This window comes from Hominimerdicola alba (genome assembly GCF_900112155.1).
Taxonomy (GTDB): domain Bacteria; phylum Bacillota; class Clostridia; order Oscillospirales; family Ruminococcaceae; genus Hominimerdicola; species Hominimerdicola alba_D.
Genome location: NZ_FOKQ01000015.1, coordinates 1 through 16,942 on the forward strand (window position 1 = coordinate 1; position 16,942 = coordinate 16,942).

The 16,942-nt window shown below is 47.3% G+C and carries 18 protein-coding genes; 7 read left to right on the top strand and 11 right to left on the bottom strand.

Annotated elements, in window-relative coordinates; all coding sequences use genetic code 11:
• Positions 1 to 559: 559 nt before the first annotated feature.
• From BM265_RS09450 to BM265_RS09480, 7 genes are all read left to right on the top strand, one after another.
• Positions 560 to 1,063, top strand: coding sequence for a hypothetical protein (locus BM265_RS09450; protein ID WP_074961318.1), 504 nt, complete (start codon positions 560 to 562; stop codon positions 1,061 to 1,063).
• A 351-nt stretch (positions 1,064 to 1,414) separates the two neighbouring features.
• Complete coding sequence (locus BM265_RS09455; RefSeq protein ID WP_074834179.1) at positions 1,415 to 1,801, top strand: GntR family transcriptional regulator; 387 nt, start codon at positions 1,415 to 1,417, stop codon at positions 1,799 to 1,801.
• On the top strand, positions 1,794 to 2,672 hold the full coding sequence (locus BM265_RS09460; protein ID WP_074961319.1) for an ABC transporter ATP-binding protein: 879 nt from the start codon (positions 1,794 to 1,796) through the stop codon (positions 2,670 to 2,672). Before BM265_RS09455 ends, BM265_RS09460 begins: the two co-directional genes overlap by 8 nt.
• Complete coding sequence (locus tag BM265_RS09465) at positions 2,672 to 3,457, top strand: hypothetical protein (RefSeq protein WP_074961320.1); 786 nt, start codon at positions 2,672 to 2,674, stop codon at positions 3,455 to 3,457. The genes BM265_RS09460 and BM265_RS09465 overlap by 1 nt, the downstream gene beginning before the upstream one ends.
• Positions 3,457 to 4,179 carry an ABC-2 transporter permease gene (locus BM265_RS09470; protein WP_074961321.1) on the top strand — a complete coding sequence of 241 codons (723 nt, stop codon included), beginning with the start codon at positions 3,457 to 3,459 and terminating at the stop codon, positions 4,177 to 4,179. Before BM265_RS09465 ends, BM265_RS09470 begins: the two co-directional genes overlap by 1 nt.
• Complete coding sequence (locus BM265_RS09475; RefSeq protein ID WP_074961322.1) at positions 4,169 to 5,065, top strand: CPBP family intramembrane glutamic endopeptidase; 897 nt, start codon at positions 4,169 to 4,171, stop codon at positions 5,063 to 5,065. The genes BM265_RS09470 and BM265_RS09475 overlap by 11 nt, the downstream gene beginning before the upstream one ends.
• 232 nt (positions 5,066 to 5,297) lie before the next feature.
• Positions 5,298 to 6,314, top strand: coding sequence for a diacylglycerol/lipid kinase family protein (locus tag BM265_RS09480; RefSeq protein ID WP_074961323.1), 1,017 nt, complete (start codon positions 5,298 to 5,300; stop codon positions 6,312 to 6,314).
• A 51-nt stretch (positions 6,315 to 6,365) separates the two neighbouring features.
• Here the strand turns inward: BM265_RS09480 and BM265_RS09485 are convergent, their stop codons facing one another.
• The 11 genes from BM265_RS09485 to BM265_RS09535 all read right to left on the bottom strand — a co-directional run bounded on the left by BM265_RS09485 (position 6,366) and on the right by BM265_RS09535 (position 16,935).
• Complete coding sequence (locus BM265_RS09485) at positions 6,366 to 7,571, bottom strand: DHHW family protein (protein ID WP_074961324.1); 1,206 nt, start codon at positions 7,569 to 7,571, stop codon at positions 6,366 to 6,368.
• Positions 7,572 to 7,708: 137 nt separating this feature from the next.
• A complete protein-coding gene (locus tag BM265_RS09490) occupies positions 7,709 to 8,302 on the bottom strand; it encodes an HdeD family acid-resistance protein (RefSeq protein ID WP_074961325.1) in 594 nt (197 codons plus the stop codon).
• The gene (locus tag BM265_RS09495; RefSeq protein ID WP_074961326.1) at positions 8,299 to 8,946 is read right to left on the bottom strand and encodes a V-type ATP synthase subunit D; all 648 of its coding nucleotides are present in this window, start codon (positions 8,944 to 8,946) and stop codon (positions 8,299 to 8,301) included. The genes BM265_RS09490 and BM265_RS09495 overlap by 4 nt, the downstream gene beginning before the upstream one ends.
• A 57-nt stretch (positions 8,947 to 9,003) precedes the next feature.
• A complete protein-coding gene (locus BM265_RS09500) occupies positions 9,004 to 9,213 on the bottom strand; it encodes a hypothetical protein (protein WP_074961327.1) in 210 nt (69 codons plus the stop codon).
• Between the two features lie 21 nt (positions 9,214 to 9,234).
• Positions 9,235 to 10,623 carry a V-type ATP synthase subunit B gene (locus BM265_RS09505; RefSeq protein ID WP_074961328.1) on the bottom strand — a complete coding sequence of 463 codons (1,389 nt, stop codon included), beginning with the start codon at positions 10,621 to 10,623 and terminating at the stop codon, positions 9,235 to 9,237.
• A 1-nt stretch (position 10,624) separates the two neighbouring features.
• Positions 10,625 to 12,379, bottom strand: coding sequence for a V-type ATP synthase subunit A (locus BM265_RS09510; protein ID WP_074961329.1), 1,755 nt, complete (start codon positions 12,377 to 12,379; stop codon positions 10,625 to 10,627).
• A gap of 138 nt (positions 12,380 to 12,517) precedes the next feature.
• On the bottom strand, positions 12,518 to 13,111 hold the full coding sequence (locus BM265_RS09515; RefSeq protein WP_074961330.1) for a V-type ATP synthase subunit E: 594 nt from the start codon (positions 13,109 to 13,111) through the stop codon (positions 12,518 to 12,520).
• A 17-nt stretch (positions 13,112 to 13,128) separates the two neighbouring features.
• Entirely contained in the window at positions 13,129 to 13,437 is a 309-nt protein-coding gene (locus BM265_RS09520) for a V-type ATP synthase subunit F (RefSeq protein ID WP_024858292.1), read from the bottom strand.
• Between the two features lie 4 nt (positions 13,438 to 13,441).
• Positions 13,442 to 13,888, bottom strand: coding sequence for an ATP synthase subunit C (locus tag BM265_RS09525; RefSeq protein ID WP_074829346.1), 447 nt, complete (start codon positions 13,886 to 13,888; stop codon positions 13,442 to 13,444).
• Positions 13,889 to 13,912: 24 nt separating this feature from the next.
• The gene (locus tag BM265_RS09530; RefSeq protein ID WP_074961331.1) at positions 13,913 to 15,865 is read right to left on the bottom strand and encodes a V-type ATP synthase subunit I; all 1,953 of its coding nucleotides are present in this window, start codon (positions 15,863 to 15,865) and stop codon (positions 13,913 to 13,915) included.
• 35 nt (positions 15,866 to 15,900) lie between these two features.
• Positions 15,901 to 16,935, bottom strand: a complete 1,035-nt coding sequence (locus BM265_RS09535; RefSeq protein ID WP_074961332.1) for a V-type ATPase subunit — start codon at positions 16,933 to 16,935, stop codon at positions 15,901 to 15,903.
• Positions 16,936 to 16,942: the final 7 nt, after the last annotated feature.

The following is a 16,942-nucleotide window of genomic DNA, read 5'->3' on the forward strand; positions in this document are numbered from 1 at the left end:
GGAAACATCAATACCTACTGCGTTCATAATAAATACATCTCCTGAATTGAAATTGTAATCGGGCAAACCACACTTTACTCATTACCTATTCAATCTGTTTGGTGACACGAACGCACATACTGTGGCTCAACCTGCATAAAACGAACGCTATAATGAAAGCATGGATGACAGTCTTAGATGCGGGCACTCTGTCCCAAGGGGATTATCGTCATTCCAATTACTGCTTTCATTATAGCTTAAGTAACAAGTACGTGTAAATCCTTACCGGTGTGCAAGGTTTTACCCGTCAATTATATTGTAACAGGGGATTATATCATTCAACGCTCGGGGGCAAAATTTCTTTATGGCTATCCGCATTTCGGCACGGCGAAGAATACCGCCGACTATTGATCTTGCCCGTCAAAAGACGGTTCAGTGTGAAGTGTCAGAAGGATAACCATATTTAATAACACAGCATCGCAGATTTTTTTAGTTGATATTTTCGGTTCGTTATGGTATAATCAGTACAGAAAACAACGAGGGACACCTCAGACAAGAACATCACCGAGGAGGAGATACTATGAAAATAACATCCGCAGAAGCAGCTAAGATACTGAAAGGCTACAACGATGAATACAACAATCTCTGCATAGCAGAGCGCAACGGCAAGGAGTACAACGCAGCTGTGGGCGAAGACCCCGATGAACTGCGTCCCGAATACGACTACGCATCTACTCAGGCACAGCTGGAGGAGCTGGACAGAAAGATAAGAAAGCTGAAACACACCATAAATGTATTCAACTGCACCACCGAAGTCCCCGGATTCGATATGACCATAGACCAGGTGCTGGTGTACATACCTCAGCTGAATGCACGCATAACCAAGCTGTTCGCCATGAGGAACGTGCTGCCCAAGCGCAGATGCACTTCCAGCAACTACAATAATATCATCGACTACACATACACCAACTACGACCCTGCACAGGCAAAGGCTGATTACGAAAATGCTCGTAACACCCTGGCAAAACTGCAGACTGCTCTTGATCTGGTCAACAGCACCGTAACAATGGAATTCGAGCCTTGATAAAAGGCTTGATCTTCCGCTGACGTTCCCAAAAAAAGATTTATTCTTTTATGAGTACAGAGATCAGGTACATGGTATAGGTTATTGGTTATTTTTTTTGTTATCCGTTATTTAGTAAGGTACAATGTTTTCTCTGATTTTTTTTTACAAAACCGGTGAACGTCAGAAAAGCTTCCGCCGCAGAAGCTCGGTCATAAGCGGCAAACCCGTCGGGGGATATCCCTCGGCGGGTCTTTTTTGCGCATTTTTCCTCTACCGCCGAAAATTTTTTTGCAGGACTACTTGACAACCGTGCTTATGTATGTTATATTGTGTATAGTGTATATATACAATTTTCTTCGAGGGGATACTATGGATATTATTTTACGCAACGAATCAGACGAGCCGATCTATCAGCAGATAACAGAGCAGATAAAGGCGCAGATAATGGATGGTACGCTCACCGCAGGGGACGCTCTGCCGTCGATGCGCACTCTTGCGGCACAGCTGCGCATAAGCGTTATCACCACAAAACGCGCCTACGAGGAGCTTGAACGCTCGGGCTATATCGAGAATTACACAGGCAAAGGCTGTTTTGTCAAAAAGCAGAACACGGATTTTCTTCGTGAAGAAACTATCAGACAGACTGAGGAGATGCTTGCGCAGGTCTGCAAGAAGGCAAGGCTGTGCGGTCTTAGCGCAGATGACCTCAAAGAGATGGTGGATATTATGTATACGGAGGGGAATGACAATGACTGAATACGAGAATGCGATCGAGATAAAGAACGTAACTAAAAAATATGATGGCTTTACGCTGGACGATATCAGCTTCACCGTTGCAAAGGGTTCTATCATGGGATTTATCGGGCAGAACGGCGCAGGCAAGACCACCACTATCCGCTCACTGCTGAATATCATCGGCATAAACAGCGGCGAGATAAAACTGCTGGGACTTGACCACATCAAGGACGAATACGCCATAAAAGAGCGTATCGCCGTGGTATTCGATGAACTGCCATTCCATGATTCCTTTACAGGTGAAGCCCTTTCAAAGATGTTTTCGGGGCTGTACGGGACCTGGGACAAGGACGAGTTTTTCAGGCTGTGCGACAGATTTGGTCTGCCCGTAAAGAAAAAGCTCTCGAAATTCTCCAAAGGCATGAAGATGAAAATGCAGATAGCCACAGCACTTTCCCACAATGCGGAACTCCTGATAATGGACGAAGCAACCACAGGTCTTGACCCCATAGTGCGCAACGAGATACTTGATATCTTCCGCGAGTACCTTATGGACGGCAACAGGTCGATACTCATGTCATCCCACATCACCAGCGACCTTGAAAAAATAGCCGACAGCGTGGCTTTCATCGATAAGGGCAAGATACTGATAACAGGCTACAAGGACGATATCCTGGATACCCACGGCATCATCAAATGCACCAAAGATGATGTCACCGAGATAGATCCTGCGGACTACATCAGCGCAAGGCTCAGCGATTTCGGCGCGGAACTTATGACCGCCGACCGCAGGAGTGCCGCCCAAAAATACTCGGGGGCGATAATCGAAAAGCCGACTCTTGAAGAGATAATGCTGTTCTATGTCAACCGCGGCAAAAAGGAGTGGTCTTGATGAAAAAAGGTTCGTTCACAGGGCTTTTGTACCGCGAATACTATCTCGGGAAAATCAGCTATAAAACGGCTCTGCTGTTTTATTTAGGTTCGGTGCTGCTGGGCTGGCTGATGCTTCTCAGTGTTAAATACGGCAACTTCGGTCTGCTGTTCGGCAAGGACCTGAAGGGCGGCATCATCAAAAACAAAGAAGCGTCCGAGATCTTAGGGCTCACTATCATTTTGACCATGAAGTTTTTACCGCTCATGTCAGCAGCTTTGATGTGTACGGTTTCAGCGGATACGGCCGGCAAAGATATAATGACCAAATGGAACAGGTTTGAACACTGCACCCCCATGACCCCCATGAGGTTCGCGGCTGTAAAGACGGTATCATCAGCCATACAGACAACCTTAGGGGCTATACTTTCCGTGGTATATCTTTTTACTATGGATATCGCCCTCGGAGAAAAGCTCACATACGGTGATATTTCGCTGATAGCGGTAACTATAGCTGTAATGTCCATGATAAGCATTTTGGCGCAGATATTTGTCACACTGCTCAAAAGCGTAGATAAGGGCTGGCTGTGTACTACTTTTCTGCTTATGGCTTTCTTCATCATCTTTGCAGTACGCAGTAATAAAAATACTAATGTTACAGACAAAACTATGGATATCAGTGAGATATTCTCTGAATTGACGAACGTGACCCGGAAATACTGCCCGCTGATGCTCACCATGCTTGGCATTTCATTCGTGGTGCTGTTCGTATCCATGTATCTGCTTTACAAAAGGAGGGAGAAATAATGAGGGGTCTGCTTTACAAGAACTTTCGGATAAACCTTTCTTCTTTCCGCTTAAACATTATCGTCACGCTGATATGCTGTGCTATAGCAATTATCTGCTGTGCCCTGAACGGCAAAGATTTAATTTCCGAAGAAAACGGCGGCACTTTGATGTTATTACTGCTGTACTATTTTGCATTTATGATGCCCTCACTGACCTCTAACCTGCTGTTTGAAGCCGATGAAAACAAGACCGCAAGTGCCTTTGCCATGTCGCTGCCGCAGGGCGGAAAGGGTCACATTGAATCCAAATACTGGTATATCCTGTTACAGTTTCTGATCGTGCTTTTCATCACATTCATGACCGATACAGTGATATACGGAATCCTGGGAGGAGCTTTCTCCGCTACCGCCCTGCTTGCGATGATATTCAGCTGGCGGCTCTTGCTTTCGGCAGTGGAGATACCCTTCGTTATACGCTTCGGCTCGCAGAAAGGTATCGCCATCAAGGGTCTTGTGATAGCCTTTATCGCTATGCTGCTTTTAATATACCTGATGTTCGGCGATATCTCATGGCTGATAAACAGCGATGACCCGCTGAAAGCACTTATGAACTGGCTGAATAGCGGCAAAGTACTTTTCCCGATATCCCTGTTCCCGTTTATAAGCTGTGGGGCATACCGTCTTTCCTGTAAGATATCCGTCAAGGTATTCAGAGAGGGGGCAGAGAATTATGAGCAGTGAGAAAAAGCTGACTGTCAAACGGCTGGTGATATTTCTTGTGATATCATTTCTGCCCCTTTCAATACTGATACCAATACTGTGGTCGGTCTACGGAGAACCGCTGTATTCAGGCAAAAATGAACAGCTTGCAGTTATCTCATACCTCACAGGCGTTTTCGGCATGATGATACCATCTGTGGCACATCTCATCACAAGGCTTGTCACAAAAGAGGGCTTTGACAACACCTATCTTGGTGTGCATTTCAAAGGCAAAGAGGGCTACTGGTTTGCATCGGTGGCTGTCAAACTGATAGAAGGCTGGGCGGAACTTTTCCTGCTGTGGGCGATATTTATGAAAGGCACAGCGTTTAATGAAGCCTACCCGAATATCAATATGCAAAATATGGGCGCATATCTGTTGCAGCTTGCGGCATCGGTCATAATTTTCTTCCCTGCCTTTGGCGAAGAGTGGGGCTGGCGCGGCTACATGATGCCGAAGCTTTTGGAACTTATGCCCAAGCCCGCCGCGGTAATTGTGGGCGGCATCATCTGGGGACTGTGGCACGCCCCTCTCACCATAGCAGGGCACAATTTCGGCACGGATTATCCCGGCTATCCCTTTGTGGGAATACTGATGATGTGCCTGTTCTGTGTGCTGATGAACTGCTTCCTCACCCTTGTGACCGAAAAGACTAAGTCGATCTATCCCGCATCCTTTATCCACATGATAAACAACAATCTGGGTGCCGCGATCCTGCTGACGGTCTTCGGCAGTGAGACCGCCATTCAAAAGATACAAGAGCTGAACAGCATCGAACTGTTCTTCGCTGTGATGTGCTTTACAGTTCTTACTGCGGTGATAAGCTTTGTGCTTTTTGTAAAAAAGGATAAACAGGCAGATAATTGAATACTCACCTACCTCCGATAGAATTTTCTTCCAGAAGCCGATAAAACATGGACTTGTCTAACATAAGCAAGGTTTATTAACACAAAGGGTATTGACAAGAAAAAAGCGGCGTGATAAAATTAAAATATCAAATAAAAAAATATCTTCGGATATGGCAGGGACGGACGTATCTCTCTGCCACTTCGGGAAAACATATTTTCAGAGAACAATACTACATCTATCGGAGGAACAAATGAAAAAACTGCTTTTCGTATTCAACCCCCTTGCGGGTAAAGGTCAGATAAAGAACGAGCTTTTCAATATCGTGGATATCTTTACCAAAGAGGGCTTTGATGTTACGGTCTACCCCACCCAGTGTTCGGGGGATGGCGAGCGCAAGATAAGAGAAGATGCTCACAACTACGACCTTATACTGGCAAGCGGCGGCGACGGCACCCTTTCCGAAGCCGTAAGCGCACTTATCCCGCTGGATAAGAAAATACCTCTGGGATATATCCCCACAGGCTCTACAAACGATGTTGGTATGTCCCTGGGTCTGCCAAACAAGCCCGTTGACTGTGCAAATGCCATCGCCAAGGGTGTATTCTTCGATTACGATATCGGTCTGTTCAACGGCAACAAGAATTTCGTATATGTGGCGGCTTTCGGCGCATTTACAGCGGTATCCTATGAAACTCCGCAGGAGTACAAGAACCGTTTCGGTCACGTTGCTTATATTGTTGAGGCTCTGCGCCGCATAAACGAGATAAGAGGTTACGACCTCACTATCGAGCATGACGGCGAGGTCATCGAGGGCAGTTTTGCGCTGGGTCTTATTTCCAATTCCCAGAGTATCGCAGGCATGAAGAACTTCATTCAGGACGGCGTTTGCTACGATGACGGTCTGTTTGAGGTCTGCCTTATCAGGACGCCAAACAATGCCATCGAACTCAGCGGCATCCTGGCGGAGGCGGCTATAAACAAGCTGACAGGTCCCAACTTTGTAACATTCAAAACTTCTCACCTGAAAATAAAGAGCAAACAGCCCCTCGCATGGGCTCTCGACGGTGAATCGGGCGGCGTGCATGACGATGTGGATATACTGAACCTGAAACAGGCTATACGCCTGAAGATCGGCTTCAACGCTATAACTGCCGAACAGGAATTCGTGCGGCTGCAGGCACCTGCTGAACGTCTGCTGAAACTCAGCGCAGAGGAGTACTTCAAGACCCACGAAACAGAGTATCTTTCCGACGAAGACAAAGAATAAGTTATAGTAAAACCCGTCCGACAGGCAATATCCGTCGGACGGGTCTATTTTTTACTGGTTCATATTTGATTCTATCAGTGATATCTTGTCATAACTGCTGGACGATGCCGCACCCAGGGCGAAAAGCACATCTGTTGCACCGACCTCTTTTGCAAAATCAACGGAGTTGATATTGAAAAATCTGTTATCACAGAGGTATATCTTCGAGAACGAGGACGTCAGGAAAGGCACAAGGGCGTTGCCGTAGCTGTCCTTGAATATCACCAGCACCCTGTCATTGTCAACGTCGGTATCAACTTCAAGTATCGTATCATCTGTGCCGACAAACACGGTATAGCTTGCTGAGATGTCGTTGTCCTCAAAGAACAGCGAGCTGGGCACACCCTCACCAAAATAGGTATCGTGGAAAAGCACGCTGAGAGAGTCCAGATTTGCAGGCTTGTAGTAGGTGAAAGTATCGGGAGCATCCTCCAGAGGATAAATGCCGTTTACCGAATAAAATGCGCCGAGATAGCCCTCGCGCTCAACTTTCTCGTAGCTGTCCAGTGATGCGAAATCAACTCCTGCCTTTTCAGCAAATACCTTTGAAGCGTAGTACGCTGCCAGTGGCTGCCAGTGGTAGTCACTGCGGGAGTAGAGGTACTCACCCTTGTGGTCTTCAAGTGTGGAATTTATTGGCACGCTCTTGCCCGAAGTCATCATGGAATACACCTCATCAGCACATTCCTTCTGGTCGGGGTAGCTGCCCCTGAGGTCATCGGGAATATAGAATTCCTGCGAAGTCGGTATCATCATAAGGTAGGTATTTACACCGCTTCCCACGCTGTCTGCGTAGACGTCAACACAGTCCGCCAGATATCTGCCGTTCTCGGAGTTATAATAATACTCCTCCATAGCACGCACCTGCGATGTACCTGAATTCGCCAGTATACAGCCATTGAAGTACTCATAGGAACCAAGTTCGGGTTCAGCAGTTGTAGTAACTGCTTTGGTGGTAGTTTCTGGGGCTTTTGTGGTGGTAGCCTTCGAGTTTTTTTTCTCGTCCTTCTTATCGTCTTTTTTCTTGTCATCTACAGCAGATTCAGTGGGTTCTTCGGACTTTTCAGACTCTGCACTGTCTTCATCTACTGTTGGCACAGCTTCGGTGGTCTTGGGTTTTGGGTCAACCACCATATCCTTATTCTGCCCGATGGTATTTCCACAGCCCGCAAGCATCAACATGGCGGCTGAGCAGGCTGCAAATATCTTAATTTTCATTTATAACACGCTCCTAAAAAACATATTCATGACAAATTATAGTATATCACAGAACTGCCCCCGATGTCAATACCACAGTACGTCAGTTTTGCATAATTAACAACAAAAAAGCAGCCCACAAAGGACTGCTTTTTGCATTAGTTGATATCGATAAAATTCTGTCCGTTATCCCTGTTATCAAATCTGATATTGGGATTATTCTTGTTCCTGCCTGTCAGCAGAGTACCGCCGATATTGGACATTCCCGATATCAGCAGGCAAACTCCCATCAGTCGGGCAGTAACATCAGCCAGCAGTATGGGATTTATTACCAGCATCATGCCTGCCAGTGTAGTAAGCCCTGCGATCACCAGAGCTTTTGTCCAGCGGGTGCTGTTGGTCTTTTTCAACAAGAAAGCACCTTGAATATTGGTTATACCGCTTATCAGCATATAAGCGCCGAAGACGAAAGCTATTACTTTCGGGATAAAGTCGGGTCTTACCATTACGAACACACCTGCGATGATAAGTACCACCCCGCTTACAAGACCGCTTGCGTTATCGGGGTCTGTTCTGGTGCGTATCAGGTATCTCAGCAGTGCAACTGCACCCATTGTGGTGATTATACCGCCAATTACAAGACCAACTACCCTAGTAAACAGATCAGGTCTGATTATCAGCGCGATGCCCATTACTATGCAGAAAACAGAGAGCACCGTAAAATTGCCTATCACTTTTTTGAATTTGTTCATTGTTGTCCCTCCCCATTGTTTTCGTTTTCTTTTTTGAGCTTTACCGCCTTTATGACTTTCATACGCGAGAATTCCTCTCTGTCTTTTTCTTCCAGAGAATCCGCGATGAACTTCACAGTATCGGTATAGCGGGGGATTATGATATTCTGCAGCGCATTTGCTCTGCGCTGAGTTTTCTTTATTGCCACGGAAAGTCTGTAGATGCTGTTCTCAACTTCGGCGAGGGTCACAGTCAGCCTTTTAACTTTTTCAAAGGCGAGAAAAGCCCTGTCCAGCTGAGAATCAGTTCTTGCGAACCCATAGCAGACTTCACGGGGAGTTTCGTGGTAAATGACCTGCGGAAGCTCCACGCCCATAACGCTTTTTGAGGAAAGCTCGATACCGTCCTCGATGGGCATACATTCGGCATAGGGGGTTATAACACCCATTGACATATTAGCCAGTTTCAGCATCTCATAGGCTTCCTTATAGGTATCTTCTATGGAGCTTCTGAGTTCCTTGGCTTTTTCGACCAGCGTCATTATCTCGCGTATAAGAATATTACGCTTTCTGTCGAGAAGTTCATAACCCAGTGCAGCCAGCTGGAGATTTTTCTTAGTTGCTATGAGGTTGCCCTTTGTTGGGAACACCTGCTGTACAGCCAAAGCTTTTTCACTCCTTTCGGAAATAAGAAACGAGACCCTCGCTTACTTTTTGTTGACTCAGTATTTCACTATAAGCACGATATTAAGCACAACGACCAGTATACCGACCACAGTGACAAAAGCACCTACTTTGCGATACTTTTTTATCTCAGCTTCACTGCCCTCGCTGCCCTTTTTGAGGCACCTTTCGGGCTTTACAAGCATACCAACTCCCAGAATGACTGCTGCAATGGCAAAAGCCAATTTTATGAGCTCATACGATGTCATACAGATCTCTCCTCATTATCTCTAGGTATACGCTTCTTCAGGCTTATAGAACTTGTCCAGATGTTCATCATCGACTCTGTCAAGTTCAGTTCTCGGCAGTGACGAAAGCAGTTTCCAGCCAAGGTCAAGGGTTTCCTCTATCGAACGGTTAGTCTCAAATCCCTGATCGATAAAATGCGCTTCAAACAGTTCGCCGAATTTCAGGTAAGCCTTATCGGTGGCAGTAAGTTCTTCCTCACCGATAACAGAAGCCAGCGAACGTGCGTCCTGAACTTTAGCATACGCCGCAAACAGCTGGTTCGCACACATCTGGTGATCTTCACGGGTATAGCCCTCGCCTATGCCGTCTTTCATAAGTCTTGAAAGGCTGGGCAGTATGGCAACACCGGGGTAAATGCCCGTAGCATCAAGGTTTCTGTCCAGAACTATCTGACCCTCGGTGATATATCCCGTAAGGTCGGGAACAGGGTGAGTGATATCATCGTTAGGCATTGTGAGTATGGGTATCTGTGTTACAGAACCGTTAGCGCCCTTTACGATGCCCGCTCTTTCATAAATCGAAGCAAGGTCGGAATAGAGGTATCCCGGATAGCCCTTTCTTCCCGGTATCTCGCCCTTTGAAGACGAGAACTCACGCAGAGCTTCTGCATATGAAGTCATATCCGTCAGTATAACAAGGATATGCATATTCTTCTTGAATGCCAGATATTCAGCACAGGTAAGTGCGCATCTGGGGGTGAGTATACGCTCGATTATAGGGTCGTTTGAAAGGTTGAGGAACATGGAAACTCTCTGGAGAACGCCTGTTTCCTCAAAGCTTCTGCGGAAGTAATCAGCAACATCGTTGGTAACGCCCATTGCGCCGAAAACTACTGCGAAATCCTGACCTGCTTCGTCAGCTATCTTTGCCTGACGAACTATCTGCACAGCAAGTTTATTATGCGAAAGACCAGAACCCGAGAATATAGGCAGCTTCTGACCTCTGATAAGAGTCATAAGTGCGTCTATGGACGAAATGCCTGTATTTATATAGTTTCTGGGATACACTCTGGATACGGGGTTCAGAGGTTCGCCGTTGATATCGCGGTATTCCTCGGCAACTATCTCGCCGAGACCGTCGATAGGCTTGCCTGCGCCGTTGAAGATACGTCCCAGCATTTCACCGCCCAGAGGGAGTTCCATCGGTCTGCCCTCAAAGCTTGTGGTTGTATTCTTCAGCGAGAGTCCCTTGGTACCCTCGAAAACCTGCAATACCGCCTTATCCTCGTATACCTCAACAACACGCGCCAGACGGTGAGTGCCGTTATCCAGCTCGATATCGGCTATCTCGTCATAGCTTACATTCTTACATTTATCGAGAACGACCAGAGGTCCGTTTATCTCGCTGAGACCGATATATTTTATATTCAACTCAGACCACCTCCGCGTTCTTGTACCACTCGTTCATATCCCTCTCGTAGTCGTCAAACATTTCCAGCTTGTCATTGGGGATATCGTACTTTATCTTTATGAGCTTGTCAGCCCAGCCGTTGGACATTATCCTGTCGATGGCAACGCCCTCTGCGAGAGCATCCTTTGAAAGCTCGAAGAATTTGAGTATAGCCTTCATCATGCGGTACTGCTTTTCCAGCGGCACATAGGTATCGTCCTTATGGTAAGCATTCTGCTGAAGGAAACCTACACGCACTACTCTTGCTACTTCAATAAGCAGCTTCTGGTCATCGGGGAGCACGTCCGTACCCATCAGTTTGACTATCTCCATCAGACTGTTTTCCTCTACCAGTATATTTGATATCTGCTGTCTTACCTCCATAAAATCGGGAGCAACGTTATCGCGGTAGTACGCTGAGAGGTCATCGGTATACTCAGAATAGCTTGTATTCCAGTTGATAGCGGGATAGTGTCTTGCATAAGCCAGAGCCTTATCCAGCGCCCAGAAGCACCTTACGAAACGCTTGGTGTTCTGTGTAACAGGCTCAGAGAAATCCGAACCCTGAGGAGATACCGCACCTATTATGGTAACAGAGCCCTCTGCACCGTTCAGTGTCTTCACATATCCTGCTCTCTCATAGAATTCGGATATACGCGAGGGCAGATATGCAGGGAAGCCTTCCTCTGCGGGCATTTCTTCCAAACGTCCCGATATCTCACGGAGAGCCTCAGCCCAACGGGATGTGGAATCCGCCATTATAGCTATATGATAGCCCATATCTCTGTAATATTCTGCCAGAGTGATACCTGTGTATATGGAAGCCTCTCTTGCCGCAACAGGCATATTCGAGGTGTTAGCTATCATTGTAGTTCTGTCTGTCAGGGGACGCTGTGTCTTGGGGTCTATCAGCTCGCTGAATTCCTCAAGTACCTGTGTCATCTCGTTTCCACGCTCGCCGCAGCCTACGTATACGATGATATCAGCATCGCACCACTTAGCTATCTGGTGCTGGTTCATGGTCTTGCCAGTACCGAATCCGCCGGGGATAGCGGCAGTGCCGCCCTTAGCCACGGGTACTACGGTATCGATTATACGCTGACCTGTTATCAGCGGTCTCGACATAGGCATTCTCTCCGCACAGGGGCGGGGTGTTCTTATAGGCCACTTCTGGCAGAGGGTCAGTTCCTCTTCCCTGCCGTACTCATCGCGTATCCTGCAAATAACGTCATTGACGGTATACTTGCCTGTCACAGCTGTCCATATTACCTCGCCGCCCTTTGAAAGCGGAGAAAGCATACACTTATGTGTGATAAGTGCAGTTTCGGGACAGGTAGCATATATCTGTCCGGGAAGGAGCTTATCTCCCCTCTTGACAGTCAGCTTTACCTCGAACCTGCGCTCGGTATCAAGCGCGGGGACGTTAGCGCCCTCGGATATGAACGCACCGCTTATCTCCTCCAGCTTTTTCAGAGGTCTTTCGATGCCGTCATACATATTATCAAGTATTCCGGGGCCGAGAGTTGCCGCCATAGGCGCACCCGTGCCGTAAACAGGTTCACCGGGTTTCAGTCCCGTGGTAGTCTCGTAGACCTGCAAAGTCGTTTCCTTGGCGCTTACGCGGATAACTTCGCCTATCAGCCTTTTCTCGCCGACAAAAACCATTTCCTGCATGGCAAAGCTCTTGGTATTGCGCACCGTAACGACAGGTCCGTTGACCGAATATATCTTATCCATTGTTTCCGTACTCATTTTATTCACGCCCTTTATGTGAACTCTACCAAAGCCCCGAGGGAGTTCGGTATATATGATGAATCATAGTGAACGACATATATCCTGACTGTGTCAGTCGGAGATATCATGTCACAGGCTGTATTACAGGTCAGTACCGAGCCCTGCTCTGCCTGCAAAGCCGCTCTTCTGTCTGTTGAATTCGTTATCGAAAGTGCAGTCAAGCGCCAGATTATCTTCGGGGAATACCACCATGAGTCCTCCCAGAAGTATGCCTGCGCTTTCGGTGACAGTAAATCTGCCGCCGCAGGTAAGCGCGGAAGCGTACTTCATATCAGCCGCTGCCAAACGTACCTCGCCCTTTTTATTGGGGTATACCGCAGCACACTCGGTAACGCGCCTTACAAGCAGCTTCTCATAATCAGCGCTCTGTCTGAAAGCTTCCAGCTTTTCCTTTACATTCGAGAACACCCTGTCTATGACTTCCTGTCTGGCATTCAGAACATTTCTGCGCTGTGCCAGCCTGCCTGCGGATTCCGCTCTCTGTGCAGCCTCTTTCTGCTCCTTTTCAGCCTTAGCCCTGCTCTGCTTGACAAAATCTCTTGCCTCAGCTTCAGCCTCAGCCAGTATCTCTGCACACTGCTCTTCGGTCTCCCTGATTATCTCAGCAGCTTTTTCGGCAGCTTCATCGAATACTGCCTGCTTGAATTTTTCCAGCTTTTGTGTCTGATCAGTCATTGTAATCCTCCAACGCTTTACAGCTTTATGCCCACAGCCTCAGCCAGATACTTGGATATAGTATCGGAGATATTCGCTGTGGCGTGTCTGTCGGGTATCTCAACAATAAGGGGAGTCGCACGGTTGAGCTTGTAGTCCATGACCTTATCGGGGCACTCTTTCAGCGCTTTTTCCGTCATCAGGACTATTCCAACGTCCTTCATTTCCATGGCTTCATCAAGTGCCTGTGCTACCTCTTTTTCACCGTGTACGACCTTGCCCTCGATACCTGCCAGCCTCATACCCATCTGGGTATCTATATTATCGCTGAGCAAATAGAATTTCATAGTATTAGCCGCCGATGCCCGAGATTATCAGCATGGAGATCAGCAGACCGTACAGAGCGATACCTTCACCCAGTACGACGAAGATCAGTGACTTAACAAAGTTCTTGGGATCCTCGGAAGTTGCACCGATAGCTGCGGGAGCACCGGAACCAACGGCGATACCTGAACCGATACAAGCAAGACCAACAGAAAGACCTGCTGCCAGATAACCGATACCTGCGCCTGTTGAGATAGCTTCCTTAACGGTAGTGCCTTCCTCAGCCGCAAAAGCAATAAGGTCGGTGAAAGGTATTATCATACCAACCAGCATTATACCTGCAAATGTACACAGATTTCCGATGAAAGCAGCCTTTGCAGACTTTTCACCTGTCTTTATCTTCTTAGCCATCAGCATAAAGGGTACTGTCAGAAGTACGACAGCTGCCAGCGGCAGCAACATTATTTTAAGCATATCTAAAACCTCCAAAATTAATTATCATATATTTACTTCGGTATCGAAGCTGACACTCAAAGGTTCAAACTCCTTGCCGTCGCTCTCATAGAAACGCGAGAATATCTCGTAGAATTCCAGACGTATGATCTGTATTGCCACGATCATACCTTCCATAGCCATAACGAACAGGTTGCCTATCACAAGGGTGAAGGGCTTTGCAGCTGCTGCCGACATATTCAGCAGTGTCATTACAACCAGCATCATACCTGCGTGGGAAAGTACGAATCCGCCTACTCTCAGGAATGACATGGTATTTGAAACGTAGCTGAGGAGAAATTCAAACATCTCGAAGAAGTTCTCGACGATGAATCCGCCCACTGTCATATCCTCTTCTTCCTCGGAAAGTTTCCATTTCTTGTACTTTGTGGCTATCGCAAAGGGTACTCGGCAGAATATGCATATACCGGGTATCACCAGCAGCAGCGCGAACACTGCACCGCTTGCAAGTTCGATCTTCAGTATGAACTTGCTTACTACGTAAGTTACCAGCGAACCGTAGAAGATAAGTCCCGCGATGCCGTTGCAGCCGAATACTGCTTTTTCGTAGTTCTTTTCCCTGAAACCTATGTAGATGTTCAGCATCATGGATACCACTATCAGGAATATGCCTATGCCCACCGCGGTAAGCAGTATGAAGGATGACTGTTCAAAGGCTTTCAGCGGCAGGAAATCTATCCCTAAGTTCTCGTACACAGGGTCGAGAAGTTCTTCAAATCCGAATACCGAACCGTACAGCGTACCGAAGATCATACTGGAAAGACCGCATCTTGTAACGATGCCACCTGCCTGTTTGTTGACCTTACCGCCTATTATCAGTCCTAAGATGAACAGCAAGAATCCCTGTCCCAAATCGCCGAACATTATGCCGAACAGCAATGTGTAGGTTATCGCCACGAATGCCGTGGGATTGAAACCATTGTACTTCGGCAGACCGTACATCTCAACAAGCATTGCATATGGTTTTGTGAACCATCCGTTTTTCAGCACCGTAGGCGGAGTGCAGTAAGCGTCCGCATCCGGCGGTAGAAGCACTACTTCAACTTCTTCCATATCATCGAAGCTTTCGGAGAATTTATCCGCCTGCTTCTTGGGAACGAATCCCTTGACATAGAACTTTTCCTTAACAGCACCGACCTTGCGGCGCAGTTCAAAGATATCGTAGCGCTTTTTAAGCGCGGTGTAGGCTTCCAGTATAGTCTGGTTATGCTTTTCGGCAAGGACTGCTATCTCTTTATCAAGAGCCTCTATCTCCGCCTTTTTGACCTTTATCTGGTCGTTCAGCTTTGTGATGGCTTCATCTGTGTTGCCCGATACATAGTCGGGAAGATGTATCCTCTCAAAGAACATTGAACGGAATATACTGTCAACCAGTTCCTTGTCGCCCTCGGCACAGAAGTACATACCCCAGCAGAAATCCTTTGTAGTCTCAAAAGGCACAAAGAAGAATGTCTGATCGTAGTACTGTAACTTTGCCAGATTATCCGCGGGCATACGGCCTATGCGGCAGGCAGTGTGCTTACAGGCAAATATCTTACTGAAATCGCTGTTCATGCCCCGCAGGTGGTCTACCTGCAGCACAGCGCCCTCCAGCTCTGATACTTCTGTTGCGAGCTTTTGCTTCTCGCTGTTCTTTTCTTCTATCTCGCTGTCGATATTCTCGGAAAGTTCGTTGAACTGTTCCGCTGTCCACCCATTGAACCTTGTACCCTTTGTCTCTGTCAGCTCGATGTCCATCTCAGTGGCAAGGGACGCAAATTCTTTCAGCGGCACACCAAACGGATTCTTCTCATTCAGCAGCTTTACAGTTGAATTAGCTTCATTCTTGAAAGCCGGCTCGATATGGAAGCACCCGCTGTCGCAGCAGCGTATGAGAGTCTCGTCAAGATCCTCAAACCTGCCGATGATATTGACAAGCGCCATTTTTTCAATCGCCATATTTAGGTGTTCGCACTCCTTTCATCGGGAAGATATCAAAGCGTTATCAGCTGTCCCTCAATGGCGGCAGCATCAACGCCGTATCTGATGCCCTCGATGATATGCACCAGATTGGAAACTTCTATATCGCAGAGGATAATGAAAGCATACAGCGCCACGGGAGCATTTGTGCTGCCCGTAAGGTAATGCCTCAGCCTTCTTATCTTCACGCTGTTTATCTCCACCTCGATATTATCGGTATCGGGGGAGTTTTTCCCGTAGATTGTATGATTTACCATGTCCATCATGGTCTCACTGTCGGCTGCTTCATACAGCCTTTCCATATTCTTTTTGCCTATACCGTAGTATTTCAGCGATCTCCGCTTTATCTCATCGGGGGAATACCCGAAGTAAGACTTCATACGGTAGGCATTTATTATATTGCGGCAGTCTATCTCACGGAGTATGATAGTTTTCAGTTCCTCCGCCACGCTTCCCGAGAACTCCTTTTCAGCCTGTTCAAGAAGCTCCGCATAATAAGCCGTTCTCAGTCTGAGCTCACACTCGGTATAGTCGGCTCTGCCGTCCTCGCGGACAGGTATCTTTTTCAGCACCTTGCCGTAGCGCGTACCTTTGAGTCCCGCCACAAGATCTTCATAGGTCTGTGAAAGGCTGAGTTCCATAACAGGTATGGTCAGATACTTTATAAGATATCCCGGCAGGTCGGAAAGAAATGTCCTGTCAAGGGACGAGTTTATGCGGTTTATGATAGAAAGTATGCACTCTATCTCGCTGCGCCTTATCAGAAATCCGAAAAACGGCTGTTTATCCAGCCCCTGAAATTTGCAGAGCCTTATATAAGTTTCAAAGTTCTCCCTGTACAGCAGTTCTTCAAGAAAACCGCGGTGTATGGTATTAGGATCAACTTCCGCGAAAGCTTCCCTGAAACGTGCCGAACGTGAGATGTATTCCGCCGCTTCGGGCACAGTCCTCAGCGCCGCCAGTTCCCGATAATCCTCCTGCGTAAAAAGCTGAGCGTATTTCGCCCTTATCTTAGCAGTTGTGGCATTTGAACTGTAATTCTCCAACATATCGGGC